Origin of the sequence: Bradyrhizobium sp. SZCCHNR1093, from assembly GCF_032381175.1 — a bacterium.
In the GTDB taxonomy this organism is placed as follows: domain Bacteria; phylum Pseudomonadota; class Alphaproteobacteria; order Rhizobiales; family Xanthobacteraceae; genus Bradyrhizobium.
This window is the reverse complement of record NZ_JAUHJJ010000001.1, coordinates 718,454-734,328: the sequence shown is the minus strand read 5'-3', so window position 1 is coordinate 734,328 and position 15,875 is coordinate 718,454. Positions and strand designations below refer to the sequence as shown.

Here is a 15,875-nt window from a genome sequence, read left to right as displayed (position 1 = left end):
GTGAGGTGGCAGAAGCTCAGCCGTATCCGCCGCTCGATCACGTTGCTCTCGGCGACGCTGATCGGGGTGGTCACCACCATCATGCTGATCTGCGCGGCCGCCCTGCTGATCCGGTTCGGCGGCGACGATGACGGCACATGGGGCGCCGCCGACGTCGCCGATGCGCTGAAGGAGGCCGTATCCCGCGATGCCGGCGGCCACCTGCTCATCAAGCAGACGTCGCGTCTCGACAAGATCATCCAGGATTTCCCGACATTCTGGTACGTCGTCTCCGACAAGAGCGGCGAGGTCAGCTACGGGCCGATTCCGAAATGGCGTCCGCACAAGCCTCCGTCGTCGCAGGACGGCACCAGCTTTCTGGCCTATGCGATCGATGGCGAGACGCGGAATTTCAAACGCATGACGGCCGTTCGGAATACGCCGGTCGGTGAGGTCTGGATCGAGACCGGCGGCGTCGCCTATACGTCGACGCAGCTGATGCTGGGCACGCTGACCGACGCGACGGTCGTTGCGCTTCCAATCATCCTGGTGCTGGTCGTGACGGTATTCGCGGCCCTGGTGTTCGTGCCGACGCTGATCGCGCGCCCGGTTCGTGCGGTGGCGCGCGCGGCCGAGATGATCGACGGCGTGCCGGACGGCCGACGGCTGCCCGAGCGGGACGCGCCGGCGGAATTGCTGCCGCTGGTCACCGCGTTCAATCGCGCCCTGTCGCGCATCGATCATGCCGCGGAGGCGCAGCGCAACTTCCTGTCCAACGCGGCGCATGAGCTGCGGACGCCGCTGACCAATGCGCGGACCATGCTCGAGGCAATCCCGGATGCTGGCTTGCGGGCACGTCTCGTCGGCGAGAACCAGAAGCTGTCGTCGATCGTCACCATGCTGCTGCAACTGGCGCGCATTTCGATGGAGCCGGTCGAGCTGACCGAGATCGATCTGGTGGCGCTGGCCCGGCGCGTCACGGCCGAGCATGTGCCGATGGCGCTGAAGGCCGGCCTCGAGATCGGCTTCGCCGGATGCGATGCGCCGGTCTCGATCCTCGGCTCGGAGCCCGCGTTGGCGGTCGCGCTCTCCAACCTGATCAGGAACGCCGTCATGCATGCCGGCGCCGGCGGTCCGATTCTCGTCGAGGTCGACGCGTCGGCGCGCCTGAGCGTGATCGATTCGGGGCCGGGCCTGCAGGCCGATCAGCCCGAGCGCCTGCTGCAGCCGTTCGAGCGCGGCCGCGCCCATGGCGACGGCATGGGGCTCGGGCTCTCGATCGTGTCGCAGGTCATGGCGACGCATCACGGCCGCGTGGCGTTGCGTGAGACGCCAGGTGGCGGCACCACGGTCGAGCTCAGCTTCGCGCCTGCCGCGCCTCAGCCGGGCGGTGCACCGGCGGCGGCCGAGGCGGCAATCCCGGCGGTCCGCCGCACAGCCGAGAAGGCCGCGCCGCCGCCGCGCTCCGTTTAACGATTCCGCGCCCCGACCTCGCGAGCCTCGCGCGGCCCGCGCTCAGCGCGGCTCCCTGCTCCGCTGCCACTTCAGGAAGTCGCTGTAGAGTCTCGCGGCCTCGTCCGGCGACATCCGCGCCTGCGCCTTGCGCTCGTCGAGAAACTTGCGGAATTCGGCCGGGTTGGCATCCTGGCCCGGCGACTGCATCGTGCGGGCGCCGTCGAGCCATTCCTGCGCCGCCTTGAAGCGGACCAGGCCCTGCACCGGCGCCGACAGCACGGTGTCGCGCCATTTCGGATGCCGCGGCGGCGATTGCAGCACCTGGATCTTGCCGAACAGCGCGTCGACGAACCGCGCCGTGCGGCGATAGCGCTCGCTGTTCTCCGGCCAATTGTAGACCATCAGCACGGTCGAGGCGGCGACGGTCTCGACCTTGGTGCCGGGCGGCACCAGGTTCGGATATTCCTCGGACGAGAACGACGACGGCAGATAGATGTCCTGCAGCGCGTGGTCATAGGGGATCGTCAGGAGATGCAGCCGGCCGCCCTCGTTCTTGATGCCCTTGATGATCGGCGCGTCCTTCGACACCGAGGCGATCCAGGCATCGCCCTGGCCGTCGATCAGCTTCTGCAGCCCGCCGGTCGGATCAGTCTGGGAGTCGATGTCGGCGCGGATGCCGAGCCGGCGGAAGATCGTGCGCGCCGCCGGCAGGCCGATCGAGCGCTCGGCGAACACCCGCCGTCCATTGAGATCCTCCAGCGAGCGGATCTCGCGCCGCGCGACGATGTGGACGTCGTTGTGGAAGAGCTGCGCGATGTAGCGCACGCGCTGCGCAATGTCTGGAATGTTGTATTCCGTCTTCACGAATTCCAGCGCGTCGGTGGTGACGAAGCCCATGTCGATGTTCTTCAACATGATGATGTCGATGAGGTTCTGCGCCGAGCCCCTGCCGAGGATCGGCAGCACACGCAGGCTCTCGCCCTCGTCGAGCACTGCGGCCATGTCGGAGCCCATGACCGACATCGGCCCGCCGATCGGCGCGGTGATCACGGTGACGGTGCCGGAGTTCAGCGCCTCGCGGTCCGGCAGCGTACCGACGGCGCCGCCGGTCGGCGGGCGCGGCGGCAATTGCTGCGCTCGGGCGCTGCCAGCCAGCGCCACGAGGGATGACAGAACACATGCAAATACGAATGCGCCAACAGCTACGCGCGCGACACGATTCACCGAACGCTTCCTCGATACATTCTAACTTGACAGTGGACTTAGCAGTTCGATCCCGGCCGAAGTTTGGCCGTGAGGTGGCGATCCGCGAGATGCTGCAAAGTCGCCCGGCCTGCTTCACGGCTGTGCTGAAAATGCGGTGCAGGAGCAGCGTGATCAAGTGTCGCGATCAAGGACCGGCGCTGAGCGCGCCGAATCCTCGATCACAGGCCGTGTTCGGTGGAGAACGATCGCACTGCGTGCGTGTCGAAACGTCGCATGCTCGGCGCTGAATGATGGCGCCGCGCGCCGGCGCTCACGCGCTGGCCGCGTCGAGCCGCGCGACCTGATCCGCAGTCAGCGCGAGCTGCGTCGCCGCCACCAGGGTGTCGACGTGCTCGGGCCTGGTGGCGCTGGCGATCGGCGCCGTCACCGACGGCTTCGCCAGCAGCCACGCCAGCGCGATCGAGGCCTGTTGCGCTCCGGTCTCCCTTGCGACCGCGTCCAGCGCGGCGAGGATGCGCATGCCGCGCTCGTTCATGTATTTCGGGATGCCGCGCTGTCCGCGCGGGCTCTTGCCGAAATCGGCCTCCGAGCGATACTTGCCGGTGAGGAAGCCGGCGGCCAGCGAGAAGAAGGTGATGACGCCGACGCCGTAGCTCTCGCAGACGCGTTGCAGCGCGCCTTCGTAGGATGCGCGCTCGGCGAGGCTGTATTCCGGCTGCAGGCTCTCATAGCGCGGCAAGCCGCTCTTCGCCGCCAGCTCGAGCGCGGCCTGCAGCCGCTCTGCCGAGAAGTTCGAGGCGCCGATCACGCGCACCTTGCCGGCCTTGATCAGCCTGTCATAGGCCGCCAGCGTCTCCTCCTGCGGCGTCGTCTCGTCGTCCTTGTGCGACTGATAGAGATCGATCACGTCGGTCTGCAGCCGGCGCAGGCTGTCCTCCACCGCGCGCGCGATGTAGTCGGCCTTCAGCCCGACCTTGCCGTCACCCATGTCCATGCCGACCTTGGTGGCGAGGATGATGCGATCGCGGTTGCCGCGCAGCTTCATCCACTTGCCGATGATGGTCTCGGACTCGCCGCCGCTGTGGCCGGGCACCCAGCGCGAATAGACGTCCGCCGTGTCGAGGAAGTTGATCCCGGACTCCAGCACCTTGTCGAGCAGGCGGAACGAGGCCGCCTCGTCCACCGTCCAGCCGAACACGTTGCAGCCGAAGCAGAGGGGCGGAACGTTGAGGCCGGAACGGCCGAGCGGGCGCATCTTCATGGGAGGCTCTCGATCTGAATGATGTTGGCTGCATCCATCGCGGACGCCTGCCGCAGATTGCCGTCATTCGTCGCGCGAGACCAGCGCGGCAGGAGCATGGCGGGCCCGCCCGGCCGCATCCAAACCGTGGCGCGGCTGCCCCGAAGAGGTTCCGGCAGCGTCAGACTTTTCACTCACTTGCCGACGATGGTTGCGGCCTGCGAACGCCTCGCAGCTGGAGACGCGAGGCCATGAGTGAGGAGTCCGTCTGATGAACACGCTGACCTATGACCAGCTCGGGCTGAGCTCAGATGGCCTCATGATGCCCGATCCGGCCGCGGCGGCGAAGAACACGACGACCAATATGGCTGCGGCCGCCCCGCCGGTCGTGCTGCCGCCCGGCGCGGTGTCGGATCCGGTGGTGCATGCCGACGGCTCCGAGACCGTCTCGGTTCACACCGGCGGTCTCACCTTCAACCTCACCTTCGATGCCGCCGCTGCTGCCGCGCCCGAAAGCTTCCGCGCCGGCGTCGAGCAGGCTGCGGCGATTCTGTCCTCGGCGATCACCGATCAGGCCACGGTCAACCTCGCGATCGATTTCGCCGGCACCGGCGGCGGCGCCGGCGCCAATGTCTCCAATGGCGTCCTCGCCAGCTACGCGCAGCTCCGAACCGATCTGCAGGACCACGCGGCGGCTGGCGACACGGTGTTCGACAACCTGCCGACGGGGCGGGCAGTGCAGGGCCATTCCCAGGTGTTCGTCGCCAACGCCCAGGCCAAGGTGCTCGGGCTCATCGATCCAAACAGCACGACGACGGAGGACGGCTTCGCCGTCTTCAACACCGACATCCCGACGCAGTCGCTGGTCGGCGTCGCACTGCACGAGCTGTCGCATGCGCTGGGACGCGTGCCGTCGCCGGGCAATCTCGACATCTTCGACCTGTTCGACTTCACCAAGCCGGGACAGCATCTGATCAACAACAGCATCAGCTCGGCGCCTCCCGCGTATTTCTCGCTCGACGGCGGGCTCACCAAGATCGCCGATTACGGCCAGATGTCGGACCCGGCCGACTTCCTCAACACCGGCATCCAGGGCGCCCGCGATCCCTTGAACGAGTTCTACAATCCGACCACGTCGCAGACGCTGTCGCCGATCGATCTCGTGGTGCTGGAGACGCTCGGCTACAATATCGCGACCCCCGACACGCAGGCGCTGCTCGCCCAGATCCCGCACGCCGCCGGGGTCGCCGCACCGGTGCAGACGCCGCAGCAGGCCGTCGCGATCGCCTCCGCCGTGGCCGCCGAGACGGCCGCCAGCCTCACCAAGCTGGGCGATGCCGCCGGCGCCGCGCAGGTGCTGGCGAATGCCCAGGCCGATGCTGCTGCGCTGAATGGCACCGATGCCGGCGCGAACCATGACCACGCAACGGCCTATGCGTCCTATTCCGCCGAGCCGCACCACGATCCGATGATGCTCGCGATGCATCTGCACGCGATCAGTGCGAACTGAGGCGGTCGCTACCAGCAGAGGATTGATTGGGCGCGAGAAGGTCATCGCGTAGTCGATCTAGGTCATGCCCGCCATTTCATCGTCGTCATGGCCGGGCTTGCCCCGGCCATCTCCGTCACACTCGCCTGAACTGAAAGGCGTGATGTAGCCAAGCGATCGGGCGGATCGGAGGTGCGGTCCGCTCACGATCAATCGCCATGTGTCCGACGCGACAGGTCAGGATCGCTCGCGGTCGCGTTGTCGGTTGAGTTGACGCAAATAGCTCAAACCGCAGACGGTCAGCCGGCCGGGATCATCCACGCCCTGATCGGCCATCCCGCGCATGTGCCGCGCCGGCGCGCGCCGCGTCGCCTGGTCCAGATCGTGTCTGGCCATGCGGCGATAGATCTGCATCGCTCGCGAGAGCGGCTTGGCAAGTTCGATCCGAGGCATCGAAGTCAACGGAAGCCGGCGGCGATCGTTCCGAATGCCGGCCCATCATCGGAGCCAACTGGTGCGCCGCTGATTTCGCTCACGCGCAAACGATGCGGATGGTCCCCGCGTTCGGCTCCTACCGATAGACGACGATCGCTGCTGGCGGGTTGACCTCAACCTCAGTCTCCGACCGCCATGTCAAGACATCTCCGGGGCAAAAGCACCAAGTCTGGACGCGTCGCATATTGCATGGTTCACGGGAACTCGCGTATCCTTCAGGTAGCGTGAAGACGACGGTGATCACTCGGGGCGAGGCGATCGTTGGGCGCTGGGGGACGGTTCATGGGAATGAAGTTCGCTTTGCGTGCGGCGCTGACGGCGGCTGCCATGGCGCTGCTCGGTGGATGTGCGACGTCGCCGGAGGGCCTGAATTCGCGCGACGTTGCCGATAGCAGAAGCTTTTCCGAAAGCTACGAGGAAATCTACCGCCGCTTGATCGAGACCGGCAAGCGCTGCAATCCGCCCGTCCCGGTCTTCAGTCCAGGCAACCCGGCCCAGGGACAGATCGAAGCCGAAGGCGAACTGCACCGCGACCGCGGCTTCGCGGAGTTTCGCCTGGTCGCCGGCAGCTATGGGATCCGGATGAACTACTTCGTCGCGGCGCGCATCGAAAAATCCGGCTCTGGATCCCGCGTGACCATCAAGGTCAGCAACCCGATGGGAGCAGGCCCCCTGAGCAGCCGCATCTATCGCTGGGCCGGTGGGGACTCGAGCTGCTAGCGCGGGCGGCGTGCCTTGATCAGGATCGTTATCAGGATCGTTCGCGGCCGCGTTGGCGGTCGAGCTTGCGCAGATAGCTGAGGCCGCAGACGGTCAGCCGGCCGGGATCATGCACGCCTTGTTCGGCCAGCCCGCGGATATGCCGCGCGAGGGCGCGTCGCGTTCCCTGGTCGAGATCGTGTCCGGCCACGCGGCGATAGATCTGCATCGCGCGAGAGAGCGGCTTTACAAGTTCGATCTGAGGCATCGGGTCCAACGGACGGCGACGGCGATCGTTCCGATACATCAGGGCACAGCCGCCGGCTTGGCTGGGCGCAGCGTGAGAACGATGGGAACGGCGATCGCGTAGATGGCGACGACCGACAGCCAGATCGCCCCGGGCCAATCGTCCCTGACGACGAAGTACAGACTCGAGAAGCCGAGCGGCGCAACGATCGATGCGAGGCTGACCGTGGAGGCGAGCACGCCCTGGAGTTGCCCCTGCAAATCCTCGTCCACCTGCCGGGTGGCGATCGACTGCAGGGCCGGCATGCCCATGCCGCCGAGCGCGAACAGCGGCATGGCGCCAAACACCATCCAGCTCTGGTTGGCGAACGCCATGGCGGTGAGGGCCGTGCAGACACAGGTCACTCCGGTCAGGATGGCGCCGCGCTCGGTCAGCAACCTCACGGCCGGACCGGGAAGGAATATTTGGGCCAGCATCTGGCACACCCCGAAGGTGCCGAGCGACAGGCCGATCCAAAGACCGCTCCAGTGGAAGGTGTCGCCGCCCCACAGCGCCCAGCAGACGCCATAGGCCTCGCCGGTCGCGCTGAACAGGAAGAAGAGGAGAACGACCGGAAGCAGGCTCTTGACGGCGAACACCCAGCGCAGTGGCCGCAGCGGGTTCAGAACTGCGATCTCGATCTTGCTAGGGTCCGGTGGTCGCGATTCCGGCAGCATCAGCAACGCCAGCAGGACGTTGCATCCGTTCAAGGCCGCCGCCACGACGAACGGCAGCCGCAGCCAATGGTCGCCGAGCGCGCCGCCAAGCACGGGCCCGATGATGAATCCCATGCCGAACATCGCATTGAGAAGGCCGAAGCGGCGGGCCCGCTCGTCCTCGCGCGAGACGTCGGTGATGTAGGCCGTGGCCACCGAGACGTTGGCGCTGGTGACGCCGGCGATGGCGCGGCCGAGCAGGAGCATCCAGAGATCGGGTGCAGCGGCCAGGAACAGGTAGTTGACGATGGCGCCGGCCAGCGAGACCAGCAGCAGCGGGCGCCGGCCGAGCCGATCGCTCAGCGAGCCCAGCACCGGGGCGCAGATGAACTGCATCGCGGCGTAGAGCGCCGTCATGACGCCGAGAAGGAACGCCACGTCGCCGGCGTGGGTCACGTCGTGCAGCAGCGACGGCAGGATCGGAAAGATCAGCCCAATGCCGACGGCATCGAGCACGATGGTGAGATAGATGACGGCAACAGCCCTGGTCATGGCGCGCTCCGGTTCACGCGAGCCGATGGCGCAAACACGCGCGACCGCTCGCTGGAGCCTGACGATCTGTCAGGCGATCGATGTGTGGGAGACGCTGGGCCGGTCCATGCCAAAAGGCAGATGGACGGCTTGTACTCGGCCGCAGGCAACGACCGCTTTTCGCGACAGGCGCCGTCTACACGCCGAGATCGGGCGGCGCAAGCCGCTTTTTCCGAACGACGATCGGTGCATTCAATGCATATTCATCGATCCATCGCCGGAGCTCTGGCTCAATCTGCAGACCGACTACGACGTCAGATCGCGAGGCGCGATCTCGGCAAGATTCTCGATCGCATCGAGACGGTGAACAAGCCGCTGGCGGTTTGAGCGGACAGGTCGGGCGATGGCAGGCGGACGTGGATGGGCTGCGCGGGACGTCTCGTGATTCGCCCAGCAATGCGCCGTATCTTCACTGCACTCCTGGCCGGTCATCGAGAGTCCCCGTCCTGCCACCATGCGGCTGCGCGTCGTCACGCGTCCTCGGCTGGACGTCGCGTTGGATCAACGGGGTGAGCAGGTGCTCGGCGAGGTAGAGGGACGCAAGCGGTCGCAGGTGCGCATTATCGAAGCTCACGAGACCCTCGCGCCGGTTGCGATCGAGATAGATGAGGCAGCCTTCTCGATTGCAGAAGAAATCATAAAGGCTCTGGTACTCGAACGGTTCGTTGGCCTGGAGCTCGTTTCGAAACGCCTTGTCGATGCCAAGCGCATGCTGGTCGAGGTGCGTCGAGATTCGTGCCGGTGTGAACTGCCAATAGTGCTGCATGACCACCTTGAAGAGGAACGGCTCCCAATGAGGCGCCAGTCCGAGCACGATCACCCGTTTCACGCCGATCCGTTTGATGTCCCGAGATACCTCGCGCAGGTACTCCGTATCGAAGGAGTTGTTGAATGAGATGACCACGACATCAGGAACGACCTTTTTGATTGTCGACAGCGCAAAGGAGTTGGACATCTCGCAGTAGTCGGTCGTCAGTCGAGTCAGATCGATTGGGTGTGGACGGCACCCCGACGCATAAACGAGCAGCAGGGATGTATCGGACGGAAGCGTCTTCCGTAAGCCGTGGAAGAGATGCGCCGAATGAGAGTCGCCCCAGAGCAGCACCGTTCTGCGAGAGTGGCTGGTGTAGCAGTCCGGGCTGATGCCGTCCCGAGGGACGCGCGTGGGAAGCGCACTCTCGAAGTTGTAGAAGTTGCATTGGTTCTGGTTGATTTCCACCAGCTCTTCCCGAGCCGGCGACACGCCCGTGCGGAATGAGTCGAAATAGGCTGCGTAGCTGTTCAGATCGCCCGGCTTGAAGGTCCAGCCGTAGGTCATGGTCAGGGCGCCGATTCCTGCGAGCGTCGCCGAGGCACCGCAGAGCAGTGGGACCGACCGCAAGGGCGATTGCCCAAACCGGATCGGACGTTCCAGAAATCGATAGGTGATCCAGGCCAAACCGGCGCTTAGCGCGATGACGCCGGATCGAAGCGGTGCGGAACCCGCCTCGCGCATCCAGGCGCGAGTAAGGACGAGCAGAGGCCAATGCCAGAGATAAAGCGGGTAGCTGATCAGCCCGATTCCGACCAGGAAAGGATGCGAAAGAACGTGTCGGGCGACCCAGCTATACGGTCCGGCGCCGACGAGCATGCAGGTCGCTGCGACAGGCAGCAGGGCTGCCCACCCGGGAAATGGAGTACTTCTCGAAATCAGGATCAGGCTCGCCGCCAATAGGACCATTCCTGACGCCGCGAGCCGATCGGAAACGGGTGATCGATGCCCCGTGTCAGGGACAGCGCCTAAGAGCGGCCGGGTGTATGGGGACGACGCGATCGCCAGCAGGCCGCCTGCAAACAGCTCCCATGCTCGCGTAAGCGGGGAGTAGAAGGCCTCGGTCGGGCTGGTGCCCATGGCTTTGATGTTCAGCAGAAATGACCCGACGAGCAGCAGCCCCACGAGGTACGGCAGGGCGCGCTTCCTCGTCCGCCAGCACAGCCACAGCAGCACCGGCCAGAGGATGTAATATTGCTCTTCGATGCCCAGCGACCAGAGGTGAAGCAGCGGCTTCGTTTCCGCGGCCAGGTCGAAATAGTTGGCCTCCTTCCAGAACAGCAGGTTCGCGGCAAATCCGGCGCTCGCCGCAACTTGCTTGCCGAGCTCCTTGTATTCGTCGGTGTAAAGAAGAATGCATCCGAGCAGGAGGGTGACGAGAAGAACCGCGATGAGGGCGGGGAAGATGCGCTTGACGCGACGCGCGTAGAAGGTCCGAAGACGAAATGATCCGTTCGCCAGATCCGCAACGATGATCGAGGTGATCAAGAACCCGGATATGACGAAGAAGATGTCGACTCCGATGAATCCGCCGCGAAGCACATGCGGAAAGGCGTGGAAGGCGACGACGGACATGACTGCGACAGCTCTCAGTCCGTCGATATCCGGCCTGTAGGCCGTGCCGACCACGGGAACCGGTTTCGAGCCGGCCACTGGCGCGTGCATGTGCGCTCTCTCCCCAAAAGAACGTTCGGCTTCTAATCGTCTTGGCTGCAGTCAATTTCGCGAAAATGTCTGTTGTACAATTATGGCGGACAGCGCGTGGCAAACGCAATCATGAATGAGCGTCGTGAGGAGGCGGTCGCCATCGGTGGCGAACGTCGGCCTGTCGGTGCTCATCAGTTCTCTGACGGCCCGACGGGCAATTCCCGCATCCCCATCATGCGCAAATTGCCCGTCGAGCCAGTTTGTCGCACGTCGTTCGGCTTGCATCGTCGGGCAAATCGCGACGATCCTCTCGGCCATCCCGCTCGCGATGAAGAGGGGCGTTTCGGCCGATCGTCACGGAGCGTAGCAGCGGGGAGCGTTGGACGTGTCGGGTTCGGGGCTCTGCGCAAGCGGGCCGACGAATGAACCCGGTGCGTACGGTCAAGTCGCGTGGTCCTGGCCTCCCGATGCTGAGGTCAAGCCGGTTGATGAAGCGGAGACGCGTCTCGCCGGTGATGGGGGCAAGACAGCCCGGTCCCCAGGGAGATCGCGAAGCAGCCGTTAAAACCAGCGCGCGGGGAAGGCCGGGTCGTCCGGCTGAACCGTGGTACCTGCCGCCTGCATTTTTTTCCGCAGGCGGGCCACGGACCTCAGTCGAGGTCCGGTCTTCCCCGCGCCCTCTCGTTTCTCGAGGGCGATGTCGGCAGCATGACCTGGGCGCGAATGGCGTCGCGGGACTGCGGTGGGCTGTTTGGAGAAATCGTGCAGTGGATGTGGTGCGTGGGCGCGGATACGTCGCGCTCGCGATGCTCATCACGCCTGTGAGGTGGAACGGCCATGCGACACACTCAGTGTCGTCCCGGCCTTGAGCCGGGACCCATCACCACCGGCGGATGTGTGAGGCACGCTGGTGGCTCAGGATGTGCCCAACACGTCTCCCTGTGGTTATGGATCCCGGATCTTCGCGCGCGATGCGCGCTCGTCCGGGACGACGGGGGAGTGTGGGGCGCGGGCTTGCCCTTGACGCCGAGATCGGAGGTCGTCCAGCGCGGACTACTTCCTGATCCGCACACCCTTCGTCGTGAAACGCTGCGGTCGCTGCTCCGGGCGCACCGGCCGCCGTGTCGTTGCGGCCTTGCCGGTGCCCGGCGGCTGATGCGCCGGCACCAGTTGCTCGGGGCGCGAGCCGATCAGGTCGCTGCGGCCCATCGCCCTGAGCGCATCGCGCAGCACCGGCCAATTGTCGGGGTCGTGATAGCGCAGGAATGCCTTGTGCAGCCTTCGCTGCCGCAGGCCCTTGATGGCTTCGACCTTGTCACTACCGCCGTGACGCACGCCGCGCAGCGGGTTGACGCCGGTGTGGTACATCGCCGTTGCGGTCGCCATCGGCGACGGCAGGAAGGTCTGGACCTGATCGGCGCGGTAGCGGTTCTTCTTCAGCCACAGCGCGAGGTTCATCATGTCCTCGTCGCTGGTGCCGGGATGGGCGGCGATGAAATACGGGATCAGGTAGTACTTCTTGCCGGCCTCCTTGGCGGCGGCGTCGAACATCTGCTTGAAGCGGTCATAGCTGCCGATGCCCGGCTTCATCATCTTGTCGAGCGGGCCGCGCTCGGTATGCTCCGGCGCGATCTTGAGATAGCCGCCGACGTGATGCGTGACCAGCTCCTTGATGTAGGCCGGGCTCTCGACCGCGAGGTCGTAGCGCACGCCGGAGGCGACCATCACGCGCTTCACGCCCTTGACCTCGCGCACCTTGCGATAGAGCCGGATGAGGTCGTCATGCGAGGTGTTGAGGTTCGGGCAGATCTCGGGGAACACGCAGGACGGCCTGCGGCAGGCGGCTTCGACCTTGGGGTCCTTGCACGCCATCCGGTACATGTTGGCGGTGGGGCCGCCGATGTCGGAGATCACGCCGGTGAAGCCCGGCGTCTTGTCCCTGATACGTTCGATTTCCTGCAGGATCGAGCCTTCCGAACGGCTCTGGATGATGCGGCCCTCATGCTCGGTGATCGAGCAGAAGGTGCAGCCGCCGAAGCAGCCGCGCATGATCGTCACCGAGAACTTGATCATGTCCCAGGCCGGGATCTTGGCATCGCCATAGGACGGGTGTGGCGCGCGGGCGTAGGGCAGATCGTAGACGCTATCCATCTCCGCCATGGTCAGCGGGATCGGCGGCGGGTTGAGCCAGAGGTCGCGGTCGCCATGACGCTGCACCAGTGGACGCGCATTGCCCGGATTGCTCTCCCGGTGCAGCACGCGCGAGGCGCGGGCATAGGCTTCCTTGTCGGCCTCGACCTGCTCGCAGGACGGCAGCCGGACGACGACGTCGCCCTTCTCGCGCGCAGCGCCTTCGTCGGCGGAGTCGAGATCGTCGGCATGCAGCTCGACAAAGCCCTCGGGCACCTTGCGGAACAGCGCGGTGCCGCGCACCGACTGGATGTCCTTCGGCGCTTCACCGCCGGCGATCCGGTGCGCGACCTCGATCACGGCGCGCTCGGCATTGCCGTAGATCAGGATGTCGGCCTTGGCGTCGGCGAGCACCGAGCGGCGAACCTTGTCGGACCAGTAGTCGTAATGCGCGATGCGGCGCAGCGACGCCTCGATGCCGCCGAGCACGACGGGCACGTCCTTGAACGCCTCGCGGCAGCGCTGGGCGTAGACCAGCGTGCAGCGGTCCGGCCGCTTGCCGCCTTCGCCGCCGGGCGTATAGGCGTCGTCGCTGCGGATGCGGCGGTCGGCGGTGTAGCGGTTGACCATGGAGTCCATGTTGCCGCCGGTGACGCCGAAGAACACGCGCGGCCTACCGAGCGCCTTGAACGGCTCGGCGGAGTGCCAGTCGGGCTGCGAGATGATGCCGACGCGAAAGCCCTGGGCCTCGAGCAGCCGGCCGATGATCGCCATGCCGAAGGAAGGATGGTCGACATAGGCGTCGCCGGTCACCAGCACGATGTCGCACGCGTCCCAGCCGAGCGCGTCCATCTCCTTGCGGCTCATCGGCAGGAACGGCGCAGGCTTCAGGTCCGCGCGATGGCGCGGCCAGGAACTCAGCGGTGGGGCGGTGAGGGCGATGTTCATCGCCCACGCATAGAGCCGCGGCGCTGCGAGTTCAACCGAAGCCCCGGTCGCAGGCGAGGGCAGGTGGTCAATTTGTCCGGAATGGTTCCCGCGGCGTTGCGCGGCCGACCTGACGTCGCAGTTCCTGCCGTCTCAGTTGAGGTGATGCGACGCGCCGTTGCGGCGCTTGAGCCAGCCGTGCCCGAAATAGGCCAGCAGCGCGGCTGCCGCGAGCATGATCCAGATCGAGGGCATCTTCGAGCGCGGGCTGCCGCCGGCCTCGCCGACCGTGACGGGCTCGGTCACCGACACCAGCCGCAGGCCGGCGGCGTCGGTCGCGCGGCGCATGTCGGCGATGGCGGAGTGGGGCAGCGGGTCGGCGGCGAACAGCCGACCTGTCGCCGGCCCCGGCTCGTCCGACGCGGCGAGGTCGCTCGGTGGCGGCTCGATCGAAGACTGCGCGGCCTGGCTGCCGGAGGGCAGCTGGGCGAAGGAGTTCAGGTTGGCCGGCCGATGCGGCTTCGGTCCGTGCTGCGCCATCCGGTCCGGCTTCTCGGCCCTGTCCATTTTCTTGGGCGTCATGCTCTGCGGCACCGCGACCCGCACCTGAGGCCGCGAATAGGACGCCGGCTGGGTGACGGCCAGCATGCGGTTGGACCAGGCCATATAGGCCTTGCAGAGATCGTTGCAGTACTGGCCGTTGACCATGTCGCCGTTGGCGGATCCGGCCTGCGCGGCGCCGGGCGCGGCAATGCAGATGACGGAGACCAGCGCGGCGACCGCTCCGAGCCTCGACGATGTCAAAACAGGCAATGCGCTCAACTGGCCGATCATCGCAATTTCCCCCGTCGCGGTTTCACGCCGTTTGGGGAATAACGACAGGCGGAATGGTCGAGAGTTGGATCAGATCGCGTCAACATCCGGATGAGTTGAGGTCAATTTGCTGATGCGAGGCGTTATCAATAATGGGCGGGCTTTGCTGTTCGACATCGACGGCACGCTCGCCGACACCGATGCGCTGCATCTGCAGGCCTTCAACGCGGTGTTTGGGCCGTATGGCCACGTGTTCGACCGCGCGCGGGCGGCCCGCGAACTGCTCGGCCGATCCAATTTGTCGATCTCCGCCCAATTTCTGCCGGATGAGGCGCCCGAGCGGCGCGCGGCGGTCATGGCGCAGAAGGAGGAGGTGTTTCGCAGCCTCGCCGCCGGCGCGCTGCAGCCGTTGCCGGGCCTGACGGCGCTGCTCGATCGGGCCGCGGCGGCGGCGATTCCGGTGGTGGCCGTGACCAACGCGCCGCGGGCCAATGCCGAGCTGATCCTGCACGGCCTCGGGCTGATGGACCGGTTTCGCGCCGTGATCATCGGCGACGAGTTGCCGCACGGCAAGCCGCACCCGCTGCCCTATCTGGAAGGCCTGCGTGCGATCGATGCCGTGCCGGAAAGGTCGGTCGCCTTCGAGGATTCCCGCGCCGGCATCGCGGCGGCGACGGCGGCCGGCATCGCGACCGTCGGCATGCGCACCAACCTTGGTCACGACGAACTGATCGCGGCGGGCGCGGCGCTCACTGCGGCGGCGTTCGACGAGGCCGACGTCCTGGATCTGGTGATGGCGCGGCTGGGAGAGAGAATGTGAGCCATGACCCGCTTCCGGCGACGATACCGCCGGCGGCGGAGCTGACATGTCGCTGACATCGGGCAACAGCTTGCGGTCACCGTCCTTGCGCGATGGTCTCGACGAACGTGGCCGCCGGGTTGGCCGTCACGAGATCAAGGTGAGACGCATGCGCAAGTTGTTGATCGCGGCTGGTCCCTCGGAACTGTCGTTCCGGCTGATGCTGCAGGTCGATGAGGAGGGATCCGCGTCCAGTCAGCGCGGCCGGCGCGGCAGCGGAGCCGGGCGAGCCAAGCGCGCCGATGGCCGCGCCAAGCGGTCGGCCCGGCGGTTTCGCTGGGCGCGGCCGTCGCGCGCAATGGCCGCCATCATTCGCGGCTTGCGGGCGACGCTGCAGGCTCTCTCTCCCGTGGAGATCCCGAGCGATGGGAGCGTACGGCAGGAGAGCTTGCGGGACATGTCGCCGGTTGCGCCGCGGCTTCGCGTCGTCAGAGGCTGCGGAGGAGCGCGCGAGGCCGCCGCCGTGCCGGCCGCCGCGCCCAATGCGATCTTCTGCGCTGCGGCCACGCCCCGCCATCACGTCCGGTCGATGGACACGCCACGCGCCCAGCGCCGGCGGCTGCGCGCGCGCTGATCGCGTCACCGCATGCGT

The 15,875-nt window shown here is 66.2% G+C and carries 15 protein-coding genes; 6 read left to right on the top strand and 9 right to left on the bottom strand.

The genetic code is table 11. The annotated features are described in order from the left end of the window. Entirely contained in the window at positions 1-1,452 is a 1,452-nt protein-coding gene (locus QX070_RS03500) for a HAMP domain-containing sensor histidine kinase (RefSeq protein ID WP_315734906.1), read from the top strand. Positions 1,453-1,494: 42 nt separating this feature from the next. On the opposite strand, the gene QX070_RS03495 is transcribed toward QX070_RS03500, so the two are convergent. Continuing rightward, entirely contained in the window at positions 1,495-2,658 is a 1,164-nt protein-coding gene (locus QX070_RS03495; protein WP_315734905.1) for a hypothetical protein, read from the bottom strand. A gap of 292 nt (positions 2,659-2,950) precedes the next feature. After that, the gene (locus tag QX070_RS03490) at positions 2,951-3,901 is read right to left on the bottom strand and encodes an aldo/keto reductase (protein WP_315734904.1); all 951 of its coding nucleotides are present in this window, start codon (positions 3,899-3,901) and stop codon (positions 2,951-2,953) included. 250 nt (positions 3,902-4,151) lie between these two features. On the opposite strand from QX070_RS03490, the gene QX070_RS03485 reads away from it, so the two are divergent. Next, positions 4,152-5,390, top strand: coding sequence for an NF038122 family metalloprotease (locus QX070_RS03485; RefSeq protein WP_315734903.1), 1,239 nt, complete (start codon positions 4,152-4,154; stop codon positions 5,388-5,390). Between the two features lie 216 nt (positions 5,391-5,606). Here the strand turns inward: QX070_RS03485 and QX070_RS03480 are convergent, their stop codons facing one another. Next, complete coding sequence (locus tag QX070_RS03480) at positions 5,607-5,783, bottom strand: hypothetical protein (protein ID WP_315734902.1); 177 nt, start codon at positions 5,781-5,783, stop codon at positions 5,607-5,609. Between the two features lie 408 nt (positions 5,784-6,191). Here QX070_RS03480 and QX070_RS03475 point away from each other — a divergent pair, with 408 nt between their 5' ends. After that, on the top strand, positions 6,192-6,584 hold the full coding sequence (locus tag QX070_RS03475; RefSeq protein ID WP_315734901.1) for a hypothetical protein: 393 nt from the start codon (positions 6,192-6,194) through the stop codon (positions 6,582-6,584). Between the two features lie 31 nt (positions 6,585-6,615). Here QX070_RS03475 and QX070_RS03470 read toward each other — a convergent pair whose 3' ends face one another. Further along, positions 6,616-6,831: a hypothetical protein gene (locus tag QX070_RS03470; protein WP_315734900.1), complete on the bottom strand. Its 216-nt coding sequence runs from the start codon at positions 6,829-6,831 to the stop codon at positions 6,616-6,618. Between the two features lie 38 nt (positions 6,832-6,869). Beyond that, positions 6,870-8,057, bottom strand: coding sequence for a TCR/Tet family MFS transporter (locus QX070_RS03465; RefSeq protein WP_315734899.1), 1,188 nt, complete (start codon positions 8,055-8,057; stop codon positions 6,870-6,872). Here QX070_RS03465 and QX070_RS03460 point away from each other — a divergent pair. Further along, positions 8,035-8,403 (top strand): hypothetical protein, encoded by a 369-nt coding sequence (locus QX070_RS03460; protein WP_315734898.1) that lies wholly within the window; start codon positions 8,035-8,037, stop codon positions 8,401-8,403. The genes QX070_RS03465 and QX070_RS03460 overlap by 23 nt on opposite strands. 102 nt (positions 8,404-8,505) lie before the next feature. Here the strand turns inward: QX070_RS03460 and QX070_RS03455 are convergent, their stop codons facing one another. From QX070_RS03455 to QX070_RS03440, 4 genes are all read right to left on the bottom strand, one after another. Beyond that, positions 8,506-10,572, bottom strand: coding sequence for an acyltransferase family protein (locus tag QX070_RS03455; RefSeq protein WP_315734897.1), 2,067 nt, complete (start codon positions 10,570-10,572; stop codon positions 8,506-8,508). Between the two features lie 51 nt (positions 10,573-10,623). Beyond that, entirely contained in the window at positions 10,624-10,872 is a 249-nt protein-coding gene (locus QX070_RS03450; RefSeq protein ID WP_315734896.1) for a hypothetical protein, read from the bottom strand. A 735-nt stretch (positions 10,873-11,607) separates the two neighbouring features. Then, a complete protein-coding gene (locus QX070_RS03445) occupies positions 11,608-13,632 on the bottom strand; it encodes a YgiQ family radical SAM protein (RefSeq protein ID WP_315734895.1) in 2,025 nt (674 codons plus the stop codon). Positions 13,633-13,764: 132 nt separating this feature from the next. Further along, positions 13,765-14,445: a hypothetical protein gene (locus QX070_RS03440; protein ID WP_315734894.1), complete on the bottom strand. Its 681-nt coding sequence runs from the start codon at positions 14,443-14,445 to the stop codon at positions 13,765-13,767. Positions 14,446-14,551: 106 nt separating this feature from the next. Between QX070_RS03440 and QX070_RS03435 the strand changes: the two genes are divergently transcribed. After that, positions 14,552-15,244, top strand: coding sequence for an HAD-IA family hydrolase (locus QX070_RS03435; protein WP_315734893.1), 693 nt, complete (start codon positions 14,552-14,554; stop codon positions 15,242-15,244). 148 nt (positions 15,245-15,392) lie between these two features. Then, entirely contained in the window at positions 15,393-15,857 is a 465-nt protein-coding gene (locus tag QX070_RS03430; protein WP_315734892.1) for a hypothetical protein, read from the top strand. Positions 15,858-15,875: the final 18 nt, after the last annotated feature.